The following is a 26233-nucleotide window of genomic DNA, read 5'->3' on the forward strand; positions in this document are numbered from 1 at the left end:
ATTAGTTTAATCTTTTAAACCCTCCATGACATATAGGTCCTTTCAATAAATTTTCTACTTTTAAATCACCGCTTTCACATTTTGCAATCAAAGAATACACTTCTTCCAAAGCGTTAAAATAAGACTCTAAATCGGCATCAGTATGCGTTGTTGCTGCATAAAAATTTGTACTCGCTAAAAAACCTTTATTTAACATTTCCTGAGCAATAAATGTTTTGTAAGAAAGAGCATCAGGACTATTAAAACTGTAAGTACTCAAAGCAGAAATTCCAGAAATCGAAATATTTAACTTGTGTGAATCGGCTAATTTCTGCCAACCATTACGCATTTTATTTCCAGTCGCTGTAATGATTTCCCAAGATTTTACTTCTTCCATCACTTTTAGGGTAGCTAAAGCTGCTGTTGGTCCAATTCTTTCGGTCCAAAATGTACTGCTGATAAAAGTATTTTGTGCCGCTTCCATGACTTCTCTTCTTCCTACAACTGCAGTTAGTGCATAACCGTTTCCAATTGTTTTCCCGTACATTGCGATGTCAGGTTCAACTCCAAATTTTTGATAAATTCCACCAAAAGTTTCTCTAAACCCAGATGTACACTCATCAAAAATTAAAACAATATTTCTTTCTGTAGCGAGATTTCTAACCTTCTGCAAAAAATTATCTTCTGGTCCAAAATTCCTAAGTACTTCCATTTTAATTACACCTATATCATTGTTATTAACTATTGAAAGCAATTCTTCAAAATTGTTATAATTAAATGGGTAAACTGTATCCTTTAAATTTTTTGGAACTCCTTTAGGGCTTAATCCCGCAAGTAAGTGACCGGATAAATCGTCCCCTCCATCATTATGATTCGCTGACAAATACCAATCATGCCAACCATGATATCCGCAAATAGCAACTTTATCCCTACCTGAAGCTGCACGAGCTATACGAATTGCAATCGAATTTGCTTCACCGCCACTTCTTGCAAAACGTACCATATCTGCCCATGGATTTAATTCAACTAATTTTTCAGCTAAATAAACTTCTTCAGGACAATTTAGAGTGGTCATATTTCCTTTCTTTACCGTTTCCAAAACAGCATTATCAACTTCTTCATTACCGTACCCAAGTGTATTAGTTCCAATTCCCATGATAGACATATCTAAGAGCTCTTTTCCATCTAAATCCCATATTTTACAGCCCTTTGATTTTGAAAAATAAGATGGCCATAAATCAGGCAAAAACATTTCTGGTCTTTTAGATAGCAACATAGTACCACCTGGTATTAATATTTTAGCTTTTTTATATAGTTCTTGTCCTGTTCCCATTATATATCTTCTTTTAATGATTTTAATAATCCTTCGTTTCTAATAATTTGATCATTTACTTTGATTAAATCATTTTCAATAATATAATTTACATACTCAATCCAGGATTTATCTGTTCCCAATGAGTTTATAAGCATTTCAATTAAATCAAAATCCCTTTTTTCATCAACAGTCATTCTAATATTAGAAAAAACTGAATCACATGCATAATTAATAGCCGAAAACAAATGCCCTCCATTAAAATCTGAATTATTCCTCATATACAATGTAACATGTTCTCGTTCTGAAAGCAATTTTGATTCTTTCCAAGATTTCTCCAGTGCTGAAAATTTAAATACCTCAATATCTTGTCCATCAGGAAAATTTTCAATTAAGACATTTGAGCCATAATCTTTATCATTTTTTTGTACAAATGATACCACTTCGTCAACTAAACCTGGATCAATAAGAGGGCAGTCAGCAGTTACACGCACAATCCAATCTGGTTTTTCATTTTTAACCGATTGATAAAATCTGTCTAGTACATCCGATTCCGATCCTCTAAACGAATCATAGCCCCATTGCTTAACTTTATTATAAATCAAATCATCAGCTTCAACAGTTGTAGTAGCAACAATTATTTTAGAAATTGCAGAGCATTTTTTTAATCTTTTTAAGTGAATTTCAAGTAAAGATTCCCCCTTTATTTCCTTTAATACTTTTCCAGGCAGTCTAGTACTCCCTAATCTAGCCTGAGAAATTAGAATTGTTTTTATTTCCATAAGGATGGATTTAGCAAATCTAGGTTTGTAACCTTTATAGCATTAATTTTGTCTATAAGTCCTTGATCTAGATTATAATTTAGTGCATTTAAATTATCTATTAGTTGTTCTGGAGAATCAACTCCTATTAAAACTTCATCAATTAATTCATTATTTAAGCAATAACTTAACGCTAAATTAGAAAGATTGGTATTTTCAAACTCTGCATAGTTTTTAATAGCAGTTAACTCTGAAGACAATTTTTGGGAAACTTCATTATCGAAATTTTCTTTAAAAAATAATCCTTGCAAAAAAGCAGATCTAGTATGAATTATTTTTCCTTTTTTCTTAAGAGCTTTCATCACACTACCCCGTAATGAATTGTTATCCAGCAAATTAAAAGGCATCTGAACAACTGTTATATTATCATCTAACAGCAATTTTTCAATTTGCTCATTAGTATATACAGAAACACCAATATGATTAATAATTCCCACTTCTTTTAATTCTTTTAGAACTAAATTACATTCTTCTTTATTGTTCAAATATGATTCAAAAGAATGGAACATTAAAACATCTAAATACTTAACCTGAAGATCCTCTAAATAAATATTTACCTTCGATTGAATATCTTTAATATCCCCATGCGGAATCTTAGTAATAATATTAAATACAATATTAGGATTTAATTTGTGAAAATCTCCTATTACATTATGAGCGTTACCATAAGCCTCCGCAGTATCTAAAGTTCTAATACCCATTTCAAAAGCTTTACTCAAAATTTGACAACTAGTTTCAAAGCTTAATTTTCCGTTGGTATTATTGATACCATAATTTAAACCCATTTGAACCGTTCCCAGTACTAATTTATTATTCAATTTATTAAATTTTAAAATCTGCTTTAAACCTTACTTATAACTGGCGTTTATATCTTTTTTTAGCAAAGAGATACTATATTTATCAAAATAATTATCTGTTGCATCTAGAATTTTATTTGAATGATTCCAAGTAGACTTATCTAAAAGATAATATAATTTAGAAGACGTAAAAATTTCATCATAATTTTGTTTAAATGAAAATGCAGCAAAATCATTAATGTGTTCGTAAACATTTCGTAAAGATCTTTCCGAGAAAAAATCAACAATAATTAGTATGCCTCCGTTTTTTAAAATTCGGTCTATTTCAGAAATAACTTTAAATAAAATATCTCTGTCAATAACATAAAAAACAAAACCAACAATAACTATATCAACAGATTGATTTTGAAAATCATCTAACTTATCTGCAGTACCATGTATAAAATTAACATCAGAAAAATGTTTTTTGCCATATTCTATAGCATCAACTGAAGGATCAATCCCAAACACCTCACAGTCATTATATATATTCTTTAAGGCATTAATTCTATATCCCGCTGAAGACCCTATTTCGAGAATTTTCGTTGGCTTAAGATTGTATTCTTTAATCAAAGTAATAACTCGATCACGATTAGCATCATATTTTTTAATGACACTTAGATTTCTCTCAAACCAAGCATTTGCCTCATAAGCAAGAAACGATTCTTTCTGATTATTGTTTTTCATAATAAGAGTTTATGCTCTCTATTACAAATTCCTGTTCTTCCTTTGTTAGTGTTGGATACATCGGCAAACTGATACAATTTTTATAGTATTGTTCAGCAACTGGCATATCACCTTCTTTCCATCCAAATTGCTTATAATAAGGCATAAGATGACAAGGAATGTAATGAATCTGCGCAAAGATGTTATTTTTTCTAAGATAGTTATAAAGTCCCAATCTGTCTTCAACTTCAATTATATACAAATGATATGCATGACCTTCGACTACACCAGATTGTCCTTTAATAAAATTTTTATTAGTGAAAGCTCTATTATAATTGAAGGCAATTTCTCGCCTCTTAACAATTCCTTCGTCAGCTCTTTGTAATTGACTTAATCCTAAAGCTGCCTGAAAATCAGTTAATCGGTAATTAAATCCTAATGTTTGCATTTCCATATACCAAGATGGGTAAACATTTTCTTCTGTTTCGCATCCATTAGCAAAATCAGCCGAATTGACATATTCTGAATTATTTTTAGTAATTCCATGTGTACGTAAAGCCAAAAGCTTTTTATAAAGCGTCTCATCATTCGTTGTAATCATACCACCTTCCCCACACGCAATATGTTTTACGGGATGAAAAGAGAATATAGCTAAGTCAGCAAAATTGCCATTCCCGCAATTTTCCAGTGTGTTTTTAGGATTTAAAAATCCTCCACCTGGTGCGTGGCAAGCATCTTCAATAATCCACAAACTAAATTCGTTAGCCAGTTTTTTAAAAGCCTCCAGATCTACAGCTCTTCCGGCAAAATCAACAGGAATAATTCCTTTAAATGTTCCTTTTGGAGAAGATTCTAGTAATGACCTAACTTTATTAATATCTAAAAGATACGTTTTTGGGTCAATATCGGAAAATATAACTTCTCCTCCACAATAGCGAACACAATTTGCAGATGCTGCAAAAGTAATTGGTGTAGTAATTACTTTATCACCTTCTTTAACATCTAAGGCCAATGTACATAAATGTAAAGCTGCTGTACCATTCGAAACAGCAACAGCAAATTTACTTCCTGCATAATCTGCAAATGCTTTTTCAAACTCAGCTATTTTTGGTCCTTGTGTTAAATAATCAGATTTTAATGCTTCGATAACAACATCAATATCTTGTTGAGTTATATTTTGACGACCATATGGTATTATATTGTGTCCCATTATATTTCAAAAGTTGGATCTAAATGTTCTTTTATTAAGGCTCTTAAAGTATCTACTGTTTCCCATTCAGTATTTGTCCCTGAATTATAATTAAATCCTGGTTCAACTAATTTAGCATTAAATTTATCTATGAAATCATCGACTTTAAAATTAGGAACTGTTGGTAAGATTGTATAATACTTCCCTAAATCATATGTGTAGAAGGCATCAGATGATGTAATCATTTCTTCATGAATTTTTTCACCTGGTCTAATCCCAACAATATCTAAAGAGCATTCAGGAGCTACAGCCTTAGCCACATCAATAATATTATAAGACGGAATTTTTGGTATAAAAATTTCCCCACCCCATGCATACTCTATAGCGTGCATAACCATATCGACTCCTCCTTGAAGAGAAATATTAAATCTCGTCATTGTAGTCTCAGTAATTGGTAATTTCCCTTCAGACTTCTTTTTCATAAAGAATGGAATAACTGACCCATTAGATCCCATTACATTTCCATAACGCACGACTGAAAATTTAATTGGATTTTCTCCTTTTATATTATTTGCAGCAACAAACAATTTATCAGATGTTAATTTCGTAGCACCATACAAATTAATTGGCGCACATGCTTTATCTGTTGATAAAGCAACTACATTCTTAACATTTGTCTGTAAGGCTGCATAAATTACATTTTGAGCTCCTCCAATATTAGTTTTAATACATTCATCAGGATTATATTCTGCCAAATGCACATGCTTCATTGCTGCAGCATGAATGACAATATCGACACCTTGAAAAGCTCTAACTAATCTCTCCTGATCTCTAACATCTCCAAGAAAAAAACGTATTTGAGGATATTCTTTCTCTGGATATTCTTGAGCCATCTGAAATTGCTTTTGTTCGTCTCTAGAAAGAATTATAAGCTTTTTTATATTAGGATGATTTTTAAAAATATGAGCAGTCAGTGCTTTTCCTAAAGAACCTGTACCTCCTGTTATTAGAATTGTTTTATTTAAAAGATTCATATTGTACTATTTTCTAAATAATTATTATTTGTTAATCTTAAATTTATGAGCTATTTTCTACCTATAAGGCGTTTTATGAACCTTTTAGCAAACGTTTCACAATCAACCAAAAGACAATCAGAAATCCCCCCAAAAATCCACCTAAAATGATTCCTTTGAGTTTTCCAAATTTTTCCTTCTTTAAAGGCAATATTGGCCTGTCTATTACTTGAATTAATGGTGTCTCTTTACGTAAAGTTACTTTAGATAATTCACTCTGTTTTACTAACTCTGTTAATATCGCTGTATTTGCTTGAACATCTACTTGTCTTCTAGCTGAAGGAGCCCGTCGAACATTTAAAGCAGGATTAAGATTGAATGTATTATCATTAGCGACTGCTACTCCCGTAATAGCACCATTTAATTCAGAACGTACCGAATCAACCTGATGTTCTAAAATAGCCATATTAGTTCGGGCTTTTTTACTCTTTGTTTCGATATAAAATTTACCAACTTGTCTTGCTAAAGTCTCACAAAAAGATTTTGAGAATAATTCATTTGTAGATGAAACGTCTATACTTATAATTGCAACTTTTTTATCCTTTTGGCCAACCGTAAATCCTGCTCGAGACAAATTCTCATACATAATTCCTATAATACTATCTTGAGTCCGAGTAAAATTTTTCTTATCAGGATTCGGCGTAAATTGTATATTTTTTATCTTGGGATCATCTTTCCAATTCTCTCTCCAATTATTGTTTTCAATATACATTTCTGCTAATGAAATAACTTTACCATTAACATTAACTGGAGATAATAATGTTTTCTCAACCATATTGCGAGATTTGAACAGCTCAGTTAAATTAGATCCGGTAAATATACCGCCTCCGCCTCCGCCTAAATCTAATCCCAAAGTACCTGCCAGTCCTAGTGCGCTACTAAGCCCTCCTCCTGAACTACCACTATCCTCAAGTGCAAAAGACAAAGTCGCGACATAAATAGGTTTTTTATTTAATGAATAGAATACTCCTAAAATTGCACCTAAAATTGCAATTATTACAATAACTTTCCAATTCTTTAATAAATAAACACACCACTTTCGAGCATCCTGTATTAAATCCTTTAACGATATTTCATCATTAATCTCAATTTTTTTTTCCATTAAAATTTATTTAAACGCAGTAACAATTAACAGTGCCAAACTAGCAAATGCAGTTCCAATTCCAGCCCACTCTCCAGCACTCATCTTTTTCTTTTCAGGCTTTTCAGGCACAACAATTTGTGAATCCGGTTCTACTCTAGGATATGATCTAAAAAACAAAAAAGAACCAGTCACCGCTGCTTTCCCATTTGGATAAATAATATAAGCTTTTTTCTTCCATCCCTTACTATCTACACCTCCTACTGAATTTATATAATATTTAAATCCTTTCCCACTTCTATAAGGAATTTCAGACGTCAATAATACATTCCCAGTTACCTTTACTCCTTCATTATAAATAGCAACTTCTATTTCATCACCTGGAAATAAGGTAACATTCGAATAATGGTTTTTATCTTTAACAATTTTTTCCCAATTAACAGGAATAGTTGTGTATTTCAACTCATCTCTTAATTTTTTTGATAACTTAGATTTGAGTGTATCTTTAGTTTTAATATTTGATTCTTCTTCTATTCCCTCTTTTACTTCTTTTTTCTCCAAATTAAGATTTACAGTTTCTAATTGTTCTAATTGTTCTTCTTTGATCGGTCTTTTTATTTTCATACCATCCAAATTTGCAATAGATGTTAATCCGCCTGCTCTCATAACTACATTATAGACCCTTTCTTTTTTATTGGCTAATACGTATTTTCCTGGATAAGTAACAGCACCACTTACTTTAACCATTTCTGGTTTCTCATAAACTGCCATTCGACGAATATTAATAACATCGAAGGGTTTTAAAACAAAATTCTTAATTTGTTCATTATTATCTGCTGTTATTTCCAACTCAACTAATTCTATACGCTTAGGATCAGCGTCATCAATAGCATCAGATTTAATCATCCTAGCAATTTCAACTCTTTTTGAAGCAGAACCTGTTAATCCTCCTACCTGAACCACTAGGTCATTTAACGTTAGATTCTCAAAATATTCATATTCACCAGGATTTTTTACTTCACCATCTATAGTAACTTTATACTCTTCTCTAAAGTCCAAAACAGAATAGACAGTAACTATATCTTCCCTCTTTAGCTCAATATCTGCACTTAAATCACCTGATAAAGCGGCTCCTAAATCTACATTAACAATTTCTGTTGTTAAATCTGTTTTTAGACGTATAATTCTTGCTCGTTTACTATACGCATCTTCTTTTAATCCTTCTGCTCTCGTAACAAGATCTGAAATTCTCATTCCCTCTGTAAAAGAATAATAATCTGGTCTAAAAACAGCTCCTTCAATTTTAATACGATTTTCAAATCGATTCAAAATTTTTGTAACCTTAAAAACATCTCCAGACTGAGGCTCATAAGAATTGTATTCGCTTTCGTTCACATCATGAACTTTAAATTCTTTCCCTGTTTTTTGTAAAACATTTACAGAAGCAGTATAAGCAAATTCATTAAATCCAGATGCAAAATTCAACAAATCAGAAAATTTTTCTCCTTTTCTCATTTCAAAAATACCTGGACGTTTTACTTCTCCTTCTACTACTACTCTTTGAGTATAAGCAGGAATTCTGATGACATCATTATCTCTTAAGTTTACATTATCGGATTGATCCCCTTTTACTAAAAATTTATAGATATCAATATTTTTATAAATCTTATTATTTCTAATTAATTCTATATTTCTGTAACTACCATTTTTTCCAGGACCACCTGCTAAATGCAATGCATTGTAAACAGATGCTAAAGATGATATTGAATAATTTCCTGGTTGTTTACCTCCAACAATTGTTACTTTAATAGTTCTTATATCACTTAAGCTAACACTGACCTGAGATTGCCCAGATCTAACAGTACTATATACTCTGGCAATTGCTGCCCTGATTTTTTGCGTAGCTGCTTCAATAGACATTCCTGCCACAGAAATTTGTCCAACATTAGTTATCGAAATTTTACCTTCAAAATTTACAGGAGCTGTATCTTCAAATTGCTGAATACCATATATACTAACTTCTAATTTATCTCCTGGCCCTAAAACGTAATTTATTGGAGTAGCCATTTTTAAATCTGGTTCAAAATTTAATGTAGGTTTATCAAATAACTCGGAACCAAAAATCAATGCATTTAAAGAGTCTTTAATTTTCTCATTCTTTATTTTTTCTTGCTTTCTTCCAAACTCTGAGTCCTTATCAGTTTTTTTTAGTTTGTCTTCATCCTTTTTATTTTTGTCTTTATCTTTATCCTTATCAGAAGTATTCTTTTTTTCGTATTCTGTAATACGAGTTTTTAATTTATCAAATTCGCTCTGACTCATTCCTTTTGACAAAGCCATAGATTCAACATCATTAATACTTGCATTATTACTTTTTAATTGAGCAATAATTTTTGCAATTTCATCATCTGACAAATAATCTACTTTTACAGTACTAAGGTCTTTAGATTTTACAATATCTTGGGCACTAGCATTAAAGGACATTAAAAACGTAAAAAATAGGGCAAGAACGTATATTATTTTTTTCATGTTTATGATAAAATTATTTAAAAGAAATTTATTGTTTAAGTATCTCTTTTACGAGTATTGTTTTTGATAATAATCTTTGTAAGCCCCAGAAGTAACATTTTGAAGCCATTCTTGGTTATTTAAGTACCAATTTATAGTCTTTTCTAATCCCTCTTCAAAAGTAACTGAAGGTTTCCAACCTAATTCTTTATTGATTTTTGAAGCATCAATAGCATAACGCAAATCATGACCTGGCCTATCTTTTACGTATGTAATTAATTCTTCAGAAGTACCTTCTACTCGTCCTAATTTCCCATCCATTATTTTACATAGCAACTTAACAAGATCAATATTTTTCCATTCGTTAAACCCACCAATATTATAAGTTTCATGATTTTTACCTTCATGAAAAACTAGATCTATTGCAATTGCATGGTCTTCAACAAAAAGCCAATCACGTGTGTAATTTCCATCGCCATAAACAGGCAATGATTTATTATTTATGATATTATTAATAAAAAGGGGGATAAGTTTTTCCGGAAAGTGATATGATCCGTAATTATTTGAACAATTAGTTAAAACATATGGTAGACCATAAGTTTCTCCATAAGCTCTAACAAAATGATCAGAACTAGCTTTTGAAGCTGAATATGGTGAATTTGGATCATAAGGAGTCTCTTCGGTAAACAATCCTGTTGTGCCTAATGAACCATAGACTTCATCTGTACTTATATGATAAAATCTTTTACCCTCAAAATTGTCTTTCCATTGATTCTTAGCAGCATTTAATAAATTCATTGTTCCAATAACATTGGTTTTTACAAATGCTAATGGTTCTTCAATTGAACGATCTACATGAGATTCTGCAGCTAAATGTAAAACTCCATCAAATTTGTGAAGATCGAAAAGTTCATTTATGAAACTTTCGTCAACAATATCACCTTTTACAAAAGTGTAATTTGGCTTGTTTTCAATATCTTTTATATTCTCTAAATTTCCTGCATATGTTAAAGCGTCTAAATTGAAAATTTGGTATTGCGGATATCTATTTACAAAACGTCTTACTACATGAGAACCAATAAAACCAGCTCCACCAGTTATTAGAATTTTTTTCATTTTTAAATGCTTCTTATTAATTTAATAAATCTGAATTTTGTTTTTCCAATTCGTTATATATATCTTTTACATCTTGCGAATTTTCTTTTTGCAAAATCAAATTAGCAGTATCAGTATGTACAAAAATAGTATTTTTTAAACCTAAAAAAGTTGTATGACTATCACAACCTATCACCATATTACCATTAGAATCTACAGGATGCCCTTTTGAAACTAAGTATTCGTATACTGATTCAAAAGAACCTAAATCAGACCAAGAAAAAGATGCGGGAACAACTTTAATTTTTTTACTCCTTTCCATCACAGCATAATCAATACTTATTGATGGAATTTGCATTGATAATTCTAAATCTAAAAAGCCTTGTTTGGAAGCTTCCCAAACTGCTTTAGATTTTTCATAAATATCTGGTTGAAATTGTTTTAATTCATCCAATAAAACACCCGCTTTAAAACAGAACATACCACTATTCCATAAAAAATTTCCTCTAGAAATAAACTCTTTAGCTGTTGTTTCATTAGGTTTTTCTCGAAATGATAAAACTTTATCTCCTTTAGATTCAATATAGCCGTAACCTGTTTCTGGTTTGGTTGGAATAATTCCAAAAGTAATTATAAAGCCATCTTTAGCTTTAGAAATTGCCTCTTGGATCGCATTATTGTAATCGTTTATTTTATCAATTATATGATCAGAAGGAGTAACAATCAATATATCTTCTGGATTTGAAGCAAAAGCTGCAAAGGCAATGGCCGCTGCTGTATTTCTAGGAGTTGCTTCTACGATATTTACATAGGCAGTATTAGTTTTATCCATAACTACTCCACTCAAATGATGATTATCAACATTTCCTACTACCATCACTCTATCCGCTAAATGACTATTGCGTTCTACCGTCATTTCGAATAATGATTTTCCTTCAAATATCTCTAAATATTGTTTTGGTCTACTTTTACGCGAAAGAGGCCATAATCTACTGCCTACTCCGCCAGTTAAAACTACATGTATTATTGAATTTTTTGTTTCCATTTTCTCTAAAAATAAAAAAAGACTTCTAGTTCTATAACCTATTATCAGCTATAGCACCTAAAACCCCTTTTACATCATATAATAAACTATTTGATTTTTGCAATTTAGCAAAATCCAGCTCTAAAAATTCAGCATGTGAAACTCCTAGAACTATTGCATCAAATTTATTGTTTGGAATAGAGTCTAATGTTACTAAATTATATTCTTTTTTTACATCTTCAGCATTTGCAAGCGGATCAAATATGGTTACTAAAATTCCATATTCTTTTAAAGCCTTAACAACATCTACAATTTTAGTATTTCTTACGTCTGGACAATTCTCTTTGAAAGTAATTCCAAGCATTAGTAACTCAGCACCATTAACTGAAATACCTTTTTTAATCATTAACTTCACTATTTGTGAAGCTACATATTCTCCCATACTATCATTTAAACGTCTTCCAGCCAAAATTATTTCTGGGTGGTAGCCGAACTCTTGCGCTCTTTGTGCCAAATAATAGGGATCTACACCAATACAGTGCCCTCCAACAAGGCCCGGTTTAAAAGGTAAAAAATTCCATTTTGTCGAGGCCGCTGTTAATACTTCTTGGGTATCAATATTCATTAAATTGAAAATCTTAGCTAACTCATTAACAAAAGCAATATTAATATCTCGCTGTGAATTCTCAATAACTTTTGCTGCTTCAGCAACTTTTATTGTTGGTGCTAAATGTGTTCCAGCTGTAATTACAGATTTATATAAAGCATCTACTTTTAAACCTATTTCTGGTGTTGAACCTGATGTTACTTTTAAAATTTTTTCGACTGTATGCTCTTTATCACCTGGATTTATTCTCTCTGGCGAATATCCTGCAAAAAAGTCTTCATTAAATTTTAATTCAGAAACTCGTTCTAAAACAGGCACACATTGCTCTTCCGTTACTCCGGGATAAACAGTTGACTCATAAATAACAATATCTCCTTTTTTTAAAACTTTACCAACGGTTTCGCTAGATTTGTATAGAGGTGTTAAATCTGGTCTATTGTTTTTATCAACTGGAGTAGGAACAGTAACAATGTAGTAATTACATTCAGCTATATCATTTAAAGAAGTAGTACAGTACAATCCTGTTGTTTCACTTGGTTTATCTACTAAAACCTGTTGTAAAACTTCATCTTCTACTTCTAAAGTTGTATCGGTTCCTGATTTTAAAGAACTAACTCTCGATTCATTTATATCAAAACCAATTACTGGATATTTTGTAGCAAATAATCGCGCTAAAGGTAATCCTACATAGCCTAAACCTATAACCGCAATTTTCACATTATTTTCCAATTTCATATTTTTTAATTTAATCTGGTCACTAAAACTCACGGCTTCGCCGTTCTCAGTCACACAACTTTGACTCAGATACCTAAATTAATGATTTTCGCGCAAATATAGTACAATAACTCTAGTTATTCAATACGGTTTGCCGTATTACTCGAAAAACCAGCCATTATATAAAAACTAACATTTACAATGACTTATTAATCAGACTGTAAATAAATACCTTATAAAAAAAACAGAAGAAAAAATTTCTTAAAAAGACTTTTTCTCCTGTTATTACTGCTTAAAATCTATAAACTATTTATATTTTATTTTCAAAACGCACCCCAAAGCTTCCAATACTAACACATAATAATTGTTAGAAACTTCTTGTACGATTGCATTTTGATTGCTAAATACTCCTGATTCTAATTTTATTTTATCTCCAACCTGAATACTCGAAACTGAAACGTCACTTAGATTGGGGGCTTTTAAACTTTTTTTAATAATTTCAATCTCTTCGTCCTTTACAATTGCTGGTTTTCCTAACCAAAACAAATACCTAACGATTCCTTGTGCTTGAAAAACTAAATTACGATCTGAATCGGGCAACTGAACAAAAACATAGGAATTAAAAAGAGGAGTTTCAACTTTTTTTTTGCGATCTGACCATTGCTTTACCTCAGTAATCAGCGGACAATAGCATTCTATTCCCAGTTGATTAAGTTTATCCGCAACTTTCTTTTCCCATTTCGGTTTTGTATAAACTACGTACCAATTCATTTCTTTTTAATTATGAAGAAGCAAATATCATTCCTTCTTCTCTTTATACACACCAAACCTTTTATGATCCAATACCATTATAAACGAATCCTATCGCTTCTAATTGTTTAGCATTCAAAATATTTCTTCCGTCAAAAATAAAAGCTGGCTTATGCATAGAATCGTAAATCTTTTTCCAGTCATAAGTTGTGAATTCATCCCATTCTGTTAAAACTGCAATTGCATGCGCATCTTTGCATGCTTCATATGCATTATTAAATACATTTACTGCTTTTGCATTTTCTTCCGTTGATCTTGTTTCTAGATAATCAAGATCACTCAACATTTTGCCTCTTGAAACTTTCGGATCAAAAATTGATATTTTTGCTTGCTCATTTATTAAATCATCAGCAACATAAATTGCAGCTGATTCTCTCGTATCGTTTGTGTCTTTTTTGAAAGCCCAACCTAAAAAAGTAATTTTCTTATCCGCTACAGTATTATATAATGTCTGAACAATTTTATTAGAAAATCTTCTTTTTTGATGATCGTTCATAATAATAACTTGTTCCCAGTAGTCAGCTACTTCGTTCAATCCGTATGACTTTGCTATATATACTAAATTCAGAATGTCTTTTTGGAAACAAGAACCACCGAATCCTACAGAAGCTTTTAAAAACTTAGGACCAATTCTGCTATCCATACCAATTGCTTTCGCAACTTCATTCACATCTGCACCAGTCTTCTCACACAATTCCGACATTGCGTTAATTGAAGAGATTCGTTGAGCTAAAAATGCATTTGCAGTAAGTTTTGATAATTCTGATGACCAAACATTTGTTGTCAGAATTTGATCTTTATTTACCCAATTTGAATAAACTTCTACAAGTGAATTAATAGCTTCCTGCCCTTCCTGAGTTGTATCGCCACCAATTAAAATTCGGTCAGGATTCAACAAATCCGTAACTGCAGTTCCTTCTGCTAGAAATTCTGGATTAGATAAAATTTGAAATTGAACTCCATTTCCAGTATTATCTAATATACTTTTAATTGCTTCAGCAGTTCTAACCGGCAAAGTCGACTTTTCAACTACAATTTTATTTTGTTTTGCTACTCTTGCAATTTGTCTTGCGCATAACTCAATATATTTTAAATCTGCCGCCATTCCTTTTCCTTTTCCATAAGTTTTGGTTGGCGTATTTACAGAAATAAATATCATTTGGGCTTCGTCTATTGCTTTATCTACATCGGTCGAAAAAAACAAATTTCTTCCTCTTGCTTCTGCTACAATTTCAGAAAGTCCTGGTTCATATATTGGAATATTTTCAGGATTTGGATCATTCCAATCTGCTATTCTTTGTTCATTTAAATCAACAACTGTAACTTGAATGTGCGGGCATTTTTGAGCAATGACTGCCATTGTAGGTCCACCAACATATCCTGCACCAATGCAGCAAATTTTTGTAATTTCCATTTGATCTATATTATCTTGATCTTAAATTTATTTTAAATTATTCCAATACCATTCAACAGCTTCTTTTAATCCGTCTTGCAAAGAATACTTTGGATTGTAACCTAGATTTTTTTTTGCTTTTTCTATACTTGCCAACGAATGCGGAATATCTCCCGCTCTATTCTCTCCATAAATAACTGGCACATCTTTTATTTTTGGATCAAAATCTGCTAAGAATTCTTTTAAATATTTTACTAAGTCATTTAATGTATTCCTGTCTCCAAATGCCGTATTATAAACAGAATTAATAGCTTCTGAATTTTGACAAGTCATTGCTAATTCATTCATTTGAATAACATTGTCGATATATGTAAAATCACGAGAATAATTTCCGTCTCCGTTAATTATTGGACTTTCATGATTCATAAATTGCTTCACAAACTTCGGAATTACCGCTGCATAAGCCCCATTTGGATCTTGTTTTCTTCCAAAAACATTAAAATAACGAAGTCCAATCGTCTCTAATCCGTAGGTCTTGCTGAAGATTTCAGCGTACAATTCATTTACATATTTAGTAATTGCATAAGGCGACAAAGGTTTTCCAATAACATCTTCAACTTTTGGCAATCCTTGCGAGTCTCCATAAGTTGAAGAACTTGCTGCATATATAAATCGTTTTACTTTAGCGTCTCGAGCTGCTGTCAACATATTTAAAAAACCAGAGACATTTACTTCATTTGTTGTAATCGGATCTTTAATCGACCGAGGAACAGAACCTAAAGCTGCTTGATGCAAAACATAATCTACTCCTTCAGTTGCCAAATTACAGTCAGCAAAATTTCGAATATCTCCTTCAATTAATTTAAAATCTGGATTATCTAAAAAGTCTTTTAAATTATGGCGATGACCCGTCGAAAAATTATCAAGACAAATTACCTTATAATTTAAGCCTAAAAAATACTCAGTCAAATTAGAGCCTATAAATCCAGCTCCTCCTGTAATTAAAATTGTATTTTTTGTTTTACCTTCCATCTGTAAAAGTTTAGCTTTTTCTTATTCGATTCAAAAATGTCTTCCAGTATCCATCTTTAACTTCCTCTTCATGATAACCATTTGAATAAGCTCCGTAACCGTAGCCATATCCATAACCGCTGCCATACTTAGCTTTGTTTTCATAGCCATTCAATACAATACTTACGTTTGTTAACTCTCCACGTTTAAGTCTAGTATTTAACAACGTTATCATATCTTTCTTAGTATAATTCTGTCTCACAATGTACAATATTACATCTGCAAACTGAACCAATTCTATCGAATCTGCTACTAATCCAACTGGAGGAGTATCTAAGACTATATAATCATATTTTTGCTTGAGCTCATCAATCAATTCTTTCATTCCATCGCTTAAAATTAGCTCTGAAGGATTTGGTGGAATTGGTCCAGAAAGTATTACATCTAAATTTGGAATTGGCGTCGGATTAATAATTTCTTCTAAATTATTTTGTTTTATTAAATAATTAACGACTCCTAAAGATGATTTTAATTTAAATTCATCTGCCAATCTTGGCTTTCTTAAATCCAGACCAACAATTACTGTTTTCTTTTCGCTTAAGGCAAAGACAGTTGCAATATTTATAGAGCAAAATGTTTTTCCTTCACCACTAATTGAGGAAGTTATCATTAATGTTTTAGATCCACTAACCTGTTGTTTTTTATATAAAAACTGAAGCGAAGAACGTATCCCTCTAAATGATTCTGAAAGAGCTGATTTTGGTTTTTCAAAAACGGCCATACTCCCTGAATCCTTGTTTAAACCAACTACACCAATCAATGGAATTTGAGTCAGTTTATTAATATCTTCACTATTCTGAATTGAATTATTAATAAAGAAAATTACTAAAACAAACAATAGTGGAATCAAAATCCCTAAAAACAAAGCCGTTACATAATTCACAGAGGTTTTGGGACCAATTAAACCTCCACCTATATCTTTTGCAGGATCAATAAAGTGAATATCTGACAGATTAGAAGCTCTTACGATTTCTGCTTCATTTCTCTTTTGAAGAAATGCTGTATAAATATTATCATTTAAATCATATTTTCGCTTGATTTTTAATAGCTCTTGCTGTTCAGCAGGGAGTTTTTTAACAGTACTTTCGGCCTGTCCGATTTTAGCATTTATCAAAGACAAATCATATCCTAAAGAAGCTTTTGCTGTAATAATATTCTCTTGAAGAACATTTTTCACTGCAACCATTTGATTGTCAAAATCTTTAAATATTTTTTCACTTTTTACCGCATACGCCATTTCTGATCTTTGAGTAGAAAGAGCTATAAGTTTCGAAACATTGGCCATAATATTTGGATCCTCAATTCCAGCAACAGAAGGGGCAGGCAATCTAGAATAATCGACACTATTATTTAAATAGGTTTTCAACGAATTATAATAGGCTATTTTTCTTGTAATCTGATCTTTTTCGACATCAAAATTCATTATTTTATCCGAAACCTTAGCACCGCCATCTTCGATTTCGTAAATATTTTTATCCTTTTGAAAAGACTTTAGTTCATTACCAGTTTCTTTAAGCTGAGATTCCATTGCTATAAGCGTACTATCTATAAACCTAATTGTATTTGTTGCAAATTGATTCTTCCCATCCAATTGCATTTTCATAAGCATTTTTACAGTAGAATTCAAATAATCAACCATTCTAGCTTTATTGGTGCCTTGCATTGACAAAGTTAATAATGAACCGCCAGTTTTACCAGCATCAACATTTATCCCTTTATATCGAGATACAGTTCCATCAAAATCATTGAATCGAACAAAATATTCTTTTCCCTTATAAAAACCTGGATTATCTACTATTTGAAGTTTCCAATTCAAAAATGGAAGATTCACACTTTCTCCTGTCTTATACTTTTTATTAAAAGTTACAGGTTCAACTGATGTATTACTATAAGAGTTGTCATTATAGGTAATCAGGGAAACTGAATTATTTTCAAATGGAATTTGAATTTGATATTCGTTTTCACTTAGAAACTTTACACTAATTAATGAGCCTACAAGCTGTCCCTTTGTTTTGTCAATATCGATATAAAATGGTACTGCTCCGTAAGAATCTACCAAATTATACTTTCCTTGTTCTAAATAATCAATATAAAATTTGAGCTTATCTACTACCTTTTCATTATGGGATCTTGATTGCAAAATTGTAGAAATTCCATTTACCTGATCTGAAGTTCCTCCCCAATTAAAAACCAAACTTGTATTTGATGTAAAAAATGGATTACTTTCTTCTTTTATAGAAACCATAGTCTGCATTCCGTAAATTTTTTCTTTACGAATATTCACCTGATAAGCAATTGTAAACGTAATGATCAAACTTACAAGAAACCATTTCCAGTAACTCGCTATTTTCAACAGAAACCCTTTAAAATCAAAATGAGAATGATTTTCGAAAATGGCAAAATCTTTAATGTCTAACATTCTAAAAAATCTATTTTTATTTTATAATTAGATAAACCGTTGTAGCCAAAGACAATAATGTAATTATTGTTCCTATAGACTGTATCCCTGTTTGGCCTGTTCCCCAAGTTTTTTGCCTCAGGGGTTTCACATAGATATAGTCGTTTGGCTGTAAATAATAATATGGTGATTTCATTACATTTACATCTGTAAGATCAATATTATGCATTTGAACCCCAGTAGGAGATTGACGAATAACCATCACTTCTTTTCTATTACCAACAGTGGTTATATCTCCCGCATTTGCAACAGCTTCCAAAATAGTTAAATTATCTTTAAACAATGTCTTTGTTCCTGTACTACCAACTTCTCCATTAATAGTATATCTAAAACCGGCCAACTTAACCGTTACAAATATATTGGCTTCACTTTTAAAATATTCTTCCAATAATTTCTTCTCAATTTTTAAACGAACTTCTTCAAGAGTATAACCAATCACATTAATTTCCCCTAGAATTGGCATTCTAATATTTCCATGATCATCAACTGTAAATCCATCAAAATAAAGCCCCGTCTCTGACTTTCCTATTTGTCCCTCTGTTGTATTAAAAATAGAAACCAATTTGGGATCGATTGCTTTTAGATTAACACTTATAACATCATTGACTTGTAATCGATATGGTTTTGATTCTATTGCTGCAATTGTTGCTTGTCCATCGGAACCATTTTTATCCTGAAGGTAAACCAAATCTTTAATAGGAATACATGAGGTAAATAACGTTGAAATTAATAAGAATAGAAAAAAGCTATTTTTTGTCATTCGTTCAATTTTATCGCAAATATATTTTTCCGTCCAAAATCAAGAAAAACTAACTGCTATTTGGGGTTTAGTTAATTATTTTTAAATGTTTTTTCAAAAGGCACTCTATGTAGGATGCTTCGTCCTAATGTTATTTCGTCTGCATATTCTAATTCATCTCCAACTGATATTCCTCTCGCAATTGTTGAAATGACAATGTCAGAATCTGCTATTTGTTTATAGATATAAAAATTTGTTGTATCACCTTCCATAGTTGAGCTTAATGCAAAAATAATCTCAGACACATTTCCAGATTTTACTTTTGTTACCAAACTAGAAATATTCAATTGATTGGGGCCAACTCCTTCAATAGGCGAAATTTTTCCTCCAAGCACATGATATATTCCTTTAAACTGTCCCGTATTTTCAATCGCCATAACATCTCGAATATCTTCTACAATACATATTGTTTCATGGTTTCTGACTGGATTAGCACAGATTTCACAAATTTTAGTATCCGAAATATTATGGCAACTTTCGCAAAACTTAATATCCTCACGCATATTTAATAATGCTTGAGATAAAAAGGCAGTCTGTTCTTTCGGCTGTTTTAACAAATGAAGAACCAATCGAAGCGCTGTACGTTTACCTATACCAGGCAATTGCGACATTTCGTTTACTGCTTTTTCAATTAATTTTGATGAAAATTCCATGACGACAAAAGTAATACTTTTAATGGTTTAGCCTACATTACAGCCATTAAATTCAAGACTTAACAATATTCAAAAATTATTACGAAAGCCCTTTCTTTTCTGTATTCAAATGAAAGTAATTAATGATATTATCAAAATCTATTCAATAAAAATTTCGAGAACTTTAATATTGATTAGTAGCTAATAAAACCAATGTACAAGCCACTTCTACCTGAATATCATTTAATTCTAATAATTGATACAATTCTGGGTTTTCAGTTCCAGGATTGAAAATTACTCGTTTAGGATGCGCTTCAATAATATAATTATAATAATCTCTTTGACGTACAGGATTTAAATACAAAGTAATGGTATCAATATTTTTTACTGGTATTGCTTTAGTTTGAATCTTCACTCCAGCAACTTCGCCAGCTTTCTGGCCAATTGCTAAAACAGAATGTCCTTTTCCTGTCAACATATTAACAGCTCTAAACGAGTAACGTTCTGGATTTGTTGATGCTCCTATAACTAATGTTTTTTTGCTTTTCATAATTTTTATTTAAGACTGCAAAAGTAATCAAAAAGAACGATTTAACTTTATGTCTTTGATTCAGAATTGGTAACAATAAAAAATATTATCATAACATAATTTCATACAAAAGCATCAAAAAATAACTACATTTACTCCACTAACCAATATTTTATGGAATTATTTATCTACCTATTTGCTGCCTTATTCTCAGTACTAAATCCAATTGGAACTGTCCCAATTTTTGTCGGACTAACTCAACACGACTCTCAAAAAGAACGATCTCGAATCTCACTTTGGACTGCAATTAATGTTTTTATCATATTATTGGTTTCTTATTTTATTGGCCAATATGTTCTAACTTTTTTCGGAATTAGCATCGATGCCTTAAGAATTGCAGGTGGAATCGTAATTGTAAACTCTGGTTTTTCTTTGCTTTCTGGCAAATTCAACAAAAAACGAGGAATCAATAAAAAAATTGAGAATGAAGCGCAACACAGAAATGATATTGCATTAACACCTTTAGCAATACCTATGCTTGCTGGCCCTGGATCTATGTCGCTTTTAATTGCTTTCTATCAGGAACACCACGAAATAAACGAAATTATAATTTCTTCGTTAGCGATCCTTGCAATTGCAGTAGCCATTTTTGCCATTTTAAAAAGCGCTCATTATCTGGCTAGAATTCTGGGAGCTTCAGGAATTGTTGCTATTTCTAGAATTGTTGGATTTATCGTTATTTCAATTGGCATTCAGTACATTGTAAGTGCAATTGTAAATATTATTAAAGGAAATTTCTAATTCAAATATTATTTTCTAAAAAAAGAAAGGGATAAAATCATATTGATTTTATCCCTTTCTTTTTATTATTCTTTCTATTCTAGCTTCTTGGCAAGAAAATTTCCGCCATCATACATCTTGCACTTCCACCGCCACAAGCTTCAATTGTATCAAGACTTGAACTTAAAATTTCTGCATGATTTTCTAATTGGGCAATTTGTTTCGGAGTTAAGCTTTGATGTGCCGATGCACTCATAACAATATATCTCTTATCATCTTTTCCACGAACCTCTAACATATTTCCAGCAAAATTGTTTACTTGATCTTCTGTAATCAAAATGATTTCTTTTTTATCATCTTTTAGATTATCCAAAACCATTTTGCGCTCTTTTTTATCATCAATAGAATCTGCACAAATAACAGCAAAGGTTTCTCCTAGACACATCATCACATTCGTATGATAAATCAGTTTACGTTCGCCATCAACAGTTTGAAAAGCTTCAAAAATAACCGGGGCATAATCAAAATCTTCACAGAATTCTATAAAAAGCTCTTCATCTGCTCTTGGTGACAATGCGCAGTATGCTTTTCCGTTTGCTCTATCTAATAACAAACTTCCTGTTCCTTCTAAGAAAATCCCATCTTCTTCTGCAGAAGTATAATCCATGATATTAGCAATTTCGAATCCTTTTTCTTCCAAAGTATCCAAAATATCTTCACGACGCTCTTGACGACGATTTTCAGCAAACATCGGATAAAGTGCTACATCTCCATTTTCATGAAATGAAACCCAATTGTTTGGAAAAATACTATCAGGAGTATCAGTCTCTAAATTATCATCTACAACAGTTACGTCTACTCCAACAGCTCTCAGTTTTTCGACAAAAGTGTCAAATTCCTGTTGCGCTTTAGCATTAACGGTACTCGGCAAAAGTCCGTCTAATACTTTTTGATAATAATTATTTACAGCCGTCTGCTCATTCATTCTGAATGCAACTGGACGAATCATCACGATAGCATTAGTAGTTTGTCTCATGATTTTATATTTTTTGGTTTCAAGTTTCAGGCTTCAAGTTTTTGGCAACTTGATACTTGAAACTAATTTTTAGTCTCTAATTAATGGTAAAGTTGAACATCTTAACAAACCTTCTTGTTTTGCAATTTCAGCATATGGAATTTCTTCAACAGTAAAACCATTTTCGCGAAGCCAGTTATTCAAACGAGTAAAATTCTTTTCAGAAACCACTACATTTTCATCAATTGAAAATACATTCGAAAACATATTGTACATTTCGTTTCTTTCGATATGAAATAGATTTTCTTTACCAAAAAGATTTACTAAGTACAAATAATCTGCTTCTTCACGGAAACCTCTTTTATAGATAATACCCTTATCTTTTCCAACAGGCTGAAAACAACAATCCAAATGCAATGCATTATCTCTCGCTTCTAATTTAGATTTCACTAAATCAAATTCTTTAACAATCTTATTTGGAAACAGCGATTTAATATAGTTTACACCATGCATATTTGTTCTCGCAGTGATATAATCTTTATAATCGCTTCCTTTGTACGTTCCAATGAAAATATGGTCATTCCAAAGCATAACATCTCCTCCTTCAATATGAACTTCTTCTGGCGGACGAACTACTTTTAACGGATCAATTTGATCAATTACGTACTGAATTGCATCTAACTCTCTTTCTCTATCAGGCAGAATATTCGATTTTACAAAAACATCATCAATTACAAACCCAATATCACGAGCAAAAATCTGATTGTAATTCTCAATCATCTCCGGACGATAAACAGTTACATCATACTTTTTGAAAACAGCATTAAAAGCATCCATTTCAGCAACCATATCTTTTTCTACAGGATAAGTCCCTGCCTTAATATGTTCCAATGATTTAGGGTCATAGGCCTCTTCTATAGTTGGAGTTGGCCCATTATGAACAGCAGAACCCAGAACTACAGCACGAAGTCGAGACGTTTCGTTCTTTACATTTAATTGCAACATAACTTTATTGTATTTTGAGCAAATATAAAAAAAGCTTCACAGTTAAGTGAAGCTTTCGTTTTTTATTTATTAGACTTAAACTCTCGTAAAGGATGTCCTGTATAAATTTGTCTTGGTCTTCCAATTGGTTCTTTGTTTTCACGCATTTCTTTCCATTGCGCAATCCAACCTGGTAGTCTTCCAATTGCAAACATAACAGTAAACATATCTGTTGGAATTCCTAAAGCTCTGTAGATAATTCCAGAGTAGAAATCAACGTTTGGATATAAGTTTCTTGCTTTGAAGTATTCATCTTCAAGAGCTGCTTTTTCTAATTTTCTTGCGATCTCTAAAATCGGATCTTCAACACCTAAAGTTTCTAATACTTCTGTTGCTGCTTTTTTGATGATTTTAGCTCTTGGATCAAAGTTTTTGTAAACTCTGTGTCCGAATCCCATTAAACGGAATGGATCATTTTTATCTTTTGCTTTCGCTAAGAATTTATCTGTATCTCCACCGTCTTTATTGATTTCTTCAAGCATTTCAAGTACCGCTTGGTTAGCTCCTCCGTGAAGTGGTCCCCATAAAGCAGAAACCCCTGCAGAAACTGAAGCAAATAAACCAGCATGAGAAGAACCTACCATTCTAACTGTAGAAGTAGAACAGTTTTGCTCGTGATCTGCGTGAAGAATAAATAATTTATCTAAAGCATTAACAATTACTGGATTTGCAGCATAAGGTCCTGTAGGCAATTTAAACATTAATTGCATGAAGCTTTCTACATAACCTTTTGTATTATCATAGTAGTTTAAAGGATACCCCATAGATTTTCTGTAAGTCCATGTAGCAATCACTAAAAATTTCGCCATTGTTTTACAAATAGCTTCGTACATTTCTTTTTCGTTATCAACATTAACCGCTTTAGGATTAAAAGCTGTTAAAGCACTTGTTAAAGCAGATAACACTCCCATTGGGTGAGCTGTTTTAGGGAAACCGTCAATGATATTTTTCATTTCTTCGTTTACCAAAGAATGTTTTTTAATACCATTTTCAAATTCTTCTAATTGTGCCGCTGTAGGTAATTCACCGAAAATCAAAAGATATGATACTTCTAAGAAACTAGCTTTTTCAGCAAGATCTTCGATAGAATATCCTCTGTAACGTAAAATTCCTTCTTCTCCATCTAGGAAAGTGATTTCACTTGTACAAGATCCTGAATTTTTATAACCTGGATCAATTGTAATATAACCTGTTAAATCACGTAATTTGTTAATATCGATAGCTGATTCGTTTTCACTCCCTGTGATTACCGGAAGCTCAATCTTTTTACCATCTATTTCTAATGTAGCTATTTTTGACATAATATACTGGAAATAATTCTTTAAATAATAATTTATCAAATCTAATGAATTTAAGACTAATTAAAAAAAGAATACTGCTATGAATTTGTTAAAACTCCAAAAAAAAACCATTCATTAAAAAATGAATGGTTTATCTTAATATAACTCTTATGATTATTTAATCTTGAAAGCATTTAAACCAGGGAAATAAGCAGTACTTCCAAGTTCTTCTTCAATTCTTAATAATTGGTTGTATTTAGCCATACGATCTGAACGAGAAGCAGAACCAGTTTTAATTTGACCACAGTTTAAAGCTACAGCTAAATCTGCAATTGTATTATCTTCAGTTTCTCCAGAACGGTGAGACATTACAGATGTGTAACCAGCGTTTTTCGCCATGTTTACAGCTGCAATAGTTTCAGTCAAAGTACCAATTTGATTTACTTTTACTAAGATTGAGTTAGCAATTCCTTTTTCAATACCAGTTGACAAACGAGCAACGTTAGTAACAAATAAATCATCTCCTACTAATTGTACTTTATCACCGATTTTTTCAGTTAAAGCTTTCCATCCATCCCAGTCATCTTCGTACATACCGTCTTCGATAGAGATAATTGGATATTTTGCAGCAAGTTCAGCTAAGTACTGAGCTTGTTCTTCAGAAGTTCTGATTTTTCCTGTTTCACCTTCAAATTTAGTGTAATCGTATTTTCCGTTTACATAAAACTCAGAAGCAGCACAGTCAAGAGCGATCATAATTTCGTCACCGAAAGTATATCCTGCTTTTTCAACAGCTAATTTGATAGTATCTAAAGCATCTTCAGTTCCACCAGCTAAGTTTGGAGCAAAACCTCCTTCGTCACCAACAGCAGTACTTAAACCTCTATCATGTAATACTTTTTTCAAACTGTGGAAAATTTCAGTTCCCATTTGCATTGCATGTGTAAAAGAAGTTGCTTTTACTGGGAAAATCATAAACTCTTGGAATGCGATAGGCGCATCAGAGTGAGAACCACCATTGATGATGTTCATCATCGGAACTGGCAACGTATTAGCAGAAACACCACCTACGTATCTGTATAATGGCAAACCAAGTTCGTTAGCAGCAGCTTTTGCAGCAGCTAAAGAAACACCTAAAATAGCATTAGCTCCTAATTTAGATTTGTTTGGAGTACCATCTAAATCAATCATTAATTGGTCAATTGTGTTTTGTTCGAAAACAGAAGTTCCAACTAACTCTTCAGCAATAATAGTATTTACATTATTCACTGCATTCAAAACACCTTTACCTAGATAAGCTTTACCACCATCACGTAATTCAACAGCTTCGTGTTCTCCAGTTGATGCTCCAGATGGAACCGCAGCTCTACCTAAAACTCCATTTTCAGTTACTACATCTACTTCAATAGTAGGATTACCTCTAGAATCAAGAATTTGTCTTGCGTGAACTTTAATTATAATACTCATTATTTTTGTTTTTTATTAATAAATTATATTTTTTTTTCGAAATTATAAAA

The 26233-nt window shown here is 31.8% G+C and carries 23 protein-coding genes; 1 reads left to right on the top strand and 22 read right to left on the bottom strand.

The features are described from left to right. Position 1: 1 nt before the first annotated feature. From ACE01P_RS01465 to ACE01P_RS01550, 18 genes are all read right to left on the bottom strand, one after another. A complete protein-coding gene (locus ACE01P_RS01465; protein ID WP_379693298.1) occupies positions 2–1312 on the bottom strand; it encodes an aminotransferase class III-fold pyridoxal phosphate-dependent enzyme in 1311 nt (436 codons plus the stop codon). Beyond that, positions 1312–2073, bottom strand: a complete 762-nt coding sequence (locus ACE01P_RS01470; protein WP_379693302.1) for a cytidylyltransferase domain-containing protein — start codon at positions 2071–2073, stop codon at positions 1312–1314. Before ACE01P_RS01470 ends, ACE01P_RS01465 begins: the two co-directional genes overlap by 1 nt. Continuing rightward, complete coding sequence (locus tag ACE01P_RS01475) at positions 2064–2930, bottom strand: aldo/keto reductase (RefSeq protein WP_379693305.1); 867 nt, start codon at positions 2928–2930, stop codon at positions 2064–2066. The genes ACE01P_RS01470 and ACE01P_RS01475 overlap by 10 nt, the downstream gene beginning before the upstream one ends. A 30-nt stretch (positions 2931–2960) precedes the next feature. After that, a complete protein-coding gene (locus ACE01P_RS01480; protein ID WP_379693308.1) occupies positions 2961–3635 on the bottom strand; it encodes a class I SAM-dependent methyltransferase in 675 nt (224 codons plus the stop codon). Beyond that, positions 3622–4824: a UDP-4-amino-4,6-dideoxy-N-acetyl-beta-L-altrosamine transaminase gene (gene pseC, locus ACE01P_RS01485; protein ID WP_379693311.1), complete on the bottom strand. Its 1203-nt coding sequence runs from the start codon at positions 4822–4824 to the stop codon at positions 3622–3624. Before pseC ends, ACE01P_RS01480 begins: the two co-directional genes overlap by 14 nt. Then, on the bottom strand, positions 4824–5837 hold the full coding sequence (gene pseB / locus ACE01P_RS01490) for a UDP-N-acetylglucosamine 4,6-dehydratase (inverting) (RefSeq protein ID WP_379693314.1): 1014 nt from the start codon (positions 5835–5837) through the stop codon (positions 4824–4826). Before pseB ends, pseC begins: the two co-directional genes overlap by 1 nt. Before the next feature lie 73 nt (positions 5838–5910). Next, complete coding sequence (locus ACE01P_RS01495; RefSeq protein ID WP_379693317.1) at positions 5911–6978, bottom strand: Wzz/FepE/Etk N-terminal domain-containing protein; 1068 nt, start codon at positions 6976–6978, stop codon at positions 5911–5913. 6 nt (positions 6979–6984) lie between these two features. Further along, positions 6985–9486 (bottom strand): SLBB domain-containing protein, encoded by a 2502-nt coding sequence (locus ACE01P_RS01500; protein ID WP_379693320.1) that lies wholly within the window; start codon positions 9484–9486, stop codon positions 6985–6987. A gap of 48 nt (positions 9487–9534) precedes the next feature. Further along, entirely contained in the window at positions 9535–10581 is a 1047-nt protein-coding gene (gene rfbB / locus ACE01P_RS01505) for a dTDP-glucose 4,6-dehydratase (protein ID WP_379693323.1), read from the bottom strand. Between the two features lie 16 nt (positions 10582–10597). Beyond that, the gene (locus tag ACE01P_RS01510) at positions 10598–11605 is read right to left on the bottom strand and encodes a mannose-1-phosphate guanylyltransferase (protein WP_379693326.1); all 1008 of its coding nucleotides are present in this window, start codon (positions 11603–11605) and stop codon (positions 10598–10600) included. A gap of 31 nt (positions 11606–11636) precedes the next feature. Continuing rightward, positions 11637–12926 carry a nucleotide sugar dehydrogenase gene (locus ACE01P_RS01515; protein ID WP_379693328.1) on the bottom strand — a complete coding sequence of 430 codons (1290 nt, stop codon included), beginning with the start codon at positions 12924–12926 and terminating at the stop codon, positions 11637–11639. 285 nt (positions 12927–13211) lie between these two features. Beyond that, positions 13212–13676, bottom strand: coding sequence for a UpxY family transcription antiterminator (locus ACE01P_RS01520; protein ID WP_379693331.1), 465 nt, complete (start codon positions 13674–13676; stop codon positions 13212–13214). Between the two features lie 61 nt (positions 13677–13737). Beyond that, a complete protein-coding gene (locus ACE01P_RS01525; RefSeq protein ID WP_379693334.1) occupies positions 13738–15129 on the bottom strand; it encodes a UDP-glucose 6-dehydrogenase in 1392 nt (463 codons plus the stop codon). 27 nt (positions 15130–15156) lie between these two features. Then, complete coding sequence (locus ACE01P_RS01530; RefSeq protein WP_379693337.1) at positions 15157–16140, bottom strand: SDR family oxidoreductase; 984 nt, start codon at positions 16138–16140, stop codon at positions 15157–15159. A gap of 10 nt (positions 16141–16150) precedes the next feature. After that, positions 16151–18598, bottom strand: coding sequence for a polysaccharide biosynthesis tyrosine autokinase (locus tag ACE01P_RS01535; protein WP_379693340.1), 2448 nt, complete (start codon positions 18596–18598; stop codon positions 16151–16153). 16 nt (positions 18599–18614) lie between these two features. Beyond that, on the bottom strand, positions 18615–19397 hold the full coding sequence (locus ACE01P_RS01540; RefSeq protein ID WP_379693343.1) for a polysaccharide biosynthesis/export family protein: 783 nt from the start codon (positions 19395–19397) through the stop codon (positions 18615–18617). A gap of 71 nt (positions 19398–19468) precedes the next feature. Further along, the gene (recR, locus tag ACE01P_RS01545) at positions 19469–20089 is read right to left on the bottom strand and encodes a recombination mediator RecR (RefSeq protein ID WP_379693346.1); all 621 of its coding nucleotides are present in this window, start codon (positions 20087–20089) and stop codon (positions 19469–19471) included. A gap of 163 nt (positions 20090–20252) precedes the next feature. After that, the gene (locus tag ACE01P_RS01550) at positions 20253–20618 is read right to left on the bottom strand and encodes a CoA-binding protein (protein WP_379693348.1); all 366 of its coding nucleotides are present in this window, start codon (positions 20616–20618) and stop codon (positions 20253–20255) included. A gap of 153 nt (positions 20619–20771) precedes the next feature. Here ACE01P_RS01550 and ACE01P_RS01555 point away from each other — a divergent pair, with 153 nt between their 5' ends. After that, positions 20772–21398, top strand: coding sequence for a MarC family NAAT transporter (locus tag ACE01P_RS01555; protein WP_095931487.1), 627 nt, complete (start codon positions 20772–20774; stop codon positions 21396–21398). Positions 21399–21477: 79 nt separating this feature from the next. Here ACE01P_RS01555 and ctlX read toward each other — a convergent pair whose 3' ends face one another. The 4 genes from ctlX to eno all read right to left on the bottom strand — a co-directional run bounded on the left by ctlX (position 21478) and on the right by eno (position 26183). After that, entirely contained in the window at positions 21478–22413 is a 936-nt protein-coding gene (ctlX, locus tag ACE01P_RS01560; RefSeq protein WP_379693351.1) for a citrulline utilization hydrolase CtlX, read from the bottom strand. Between the two features lie 69 nt (positions 22414–22482). Beyond that, positions 22483–23397: a dimethylarginine dimethylaminohydrolase family protein gene (locus tag ACE01P_RS01565; RefSeq protein WP_379693354.1), complete on the bottom strand. Its 915-nt coding sequence runs from the start codon at positions 23395–23397 to the stop codon at positions 22483–22485. 62 nt (positions 23398–23459) lie between these two features. After that, positions 23460–24737, bottom strand: coding sequence for a citrate synthase (locus tag ACE01P_RS01570; protein ID WP_379693357.1), 1278 nt, complete (start codon positions 24735–24737; stop codon positions 23460–23462). Positions 24738–24890: 153 nt separating this feature from the next. Further along, positions 24891–26183, bottom strand: a complete 1293-nt coding sequence (gene eno / locus ACE01P_RS01575; protein ID WP_379693360.1) for a phosphopyruvate hydratase — start codon at positions 26181–26183, stop codon at positions 24891–24893. Positions 26184–26233: the final 50 nt, after the last annotated feature.

This window comes from Flavobacterium sp. HJSW_4 (genome assembly GCF_042436695.1).
Lineage (GTDB): Bacteria > Bacteroidota > Bacteroidia > Flavobacteriales > Flavobacteriaceae > Flavobacterium.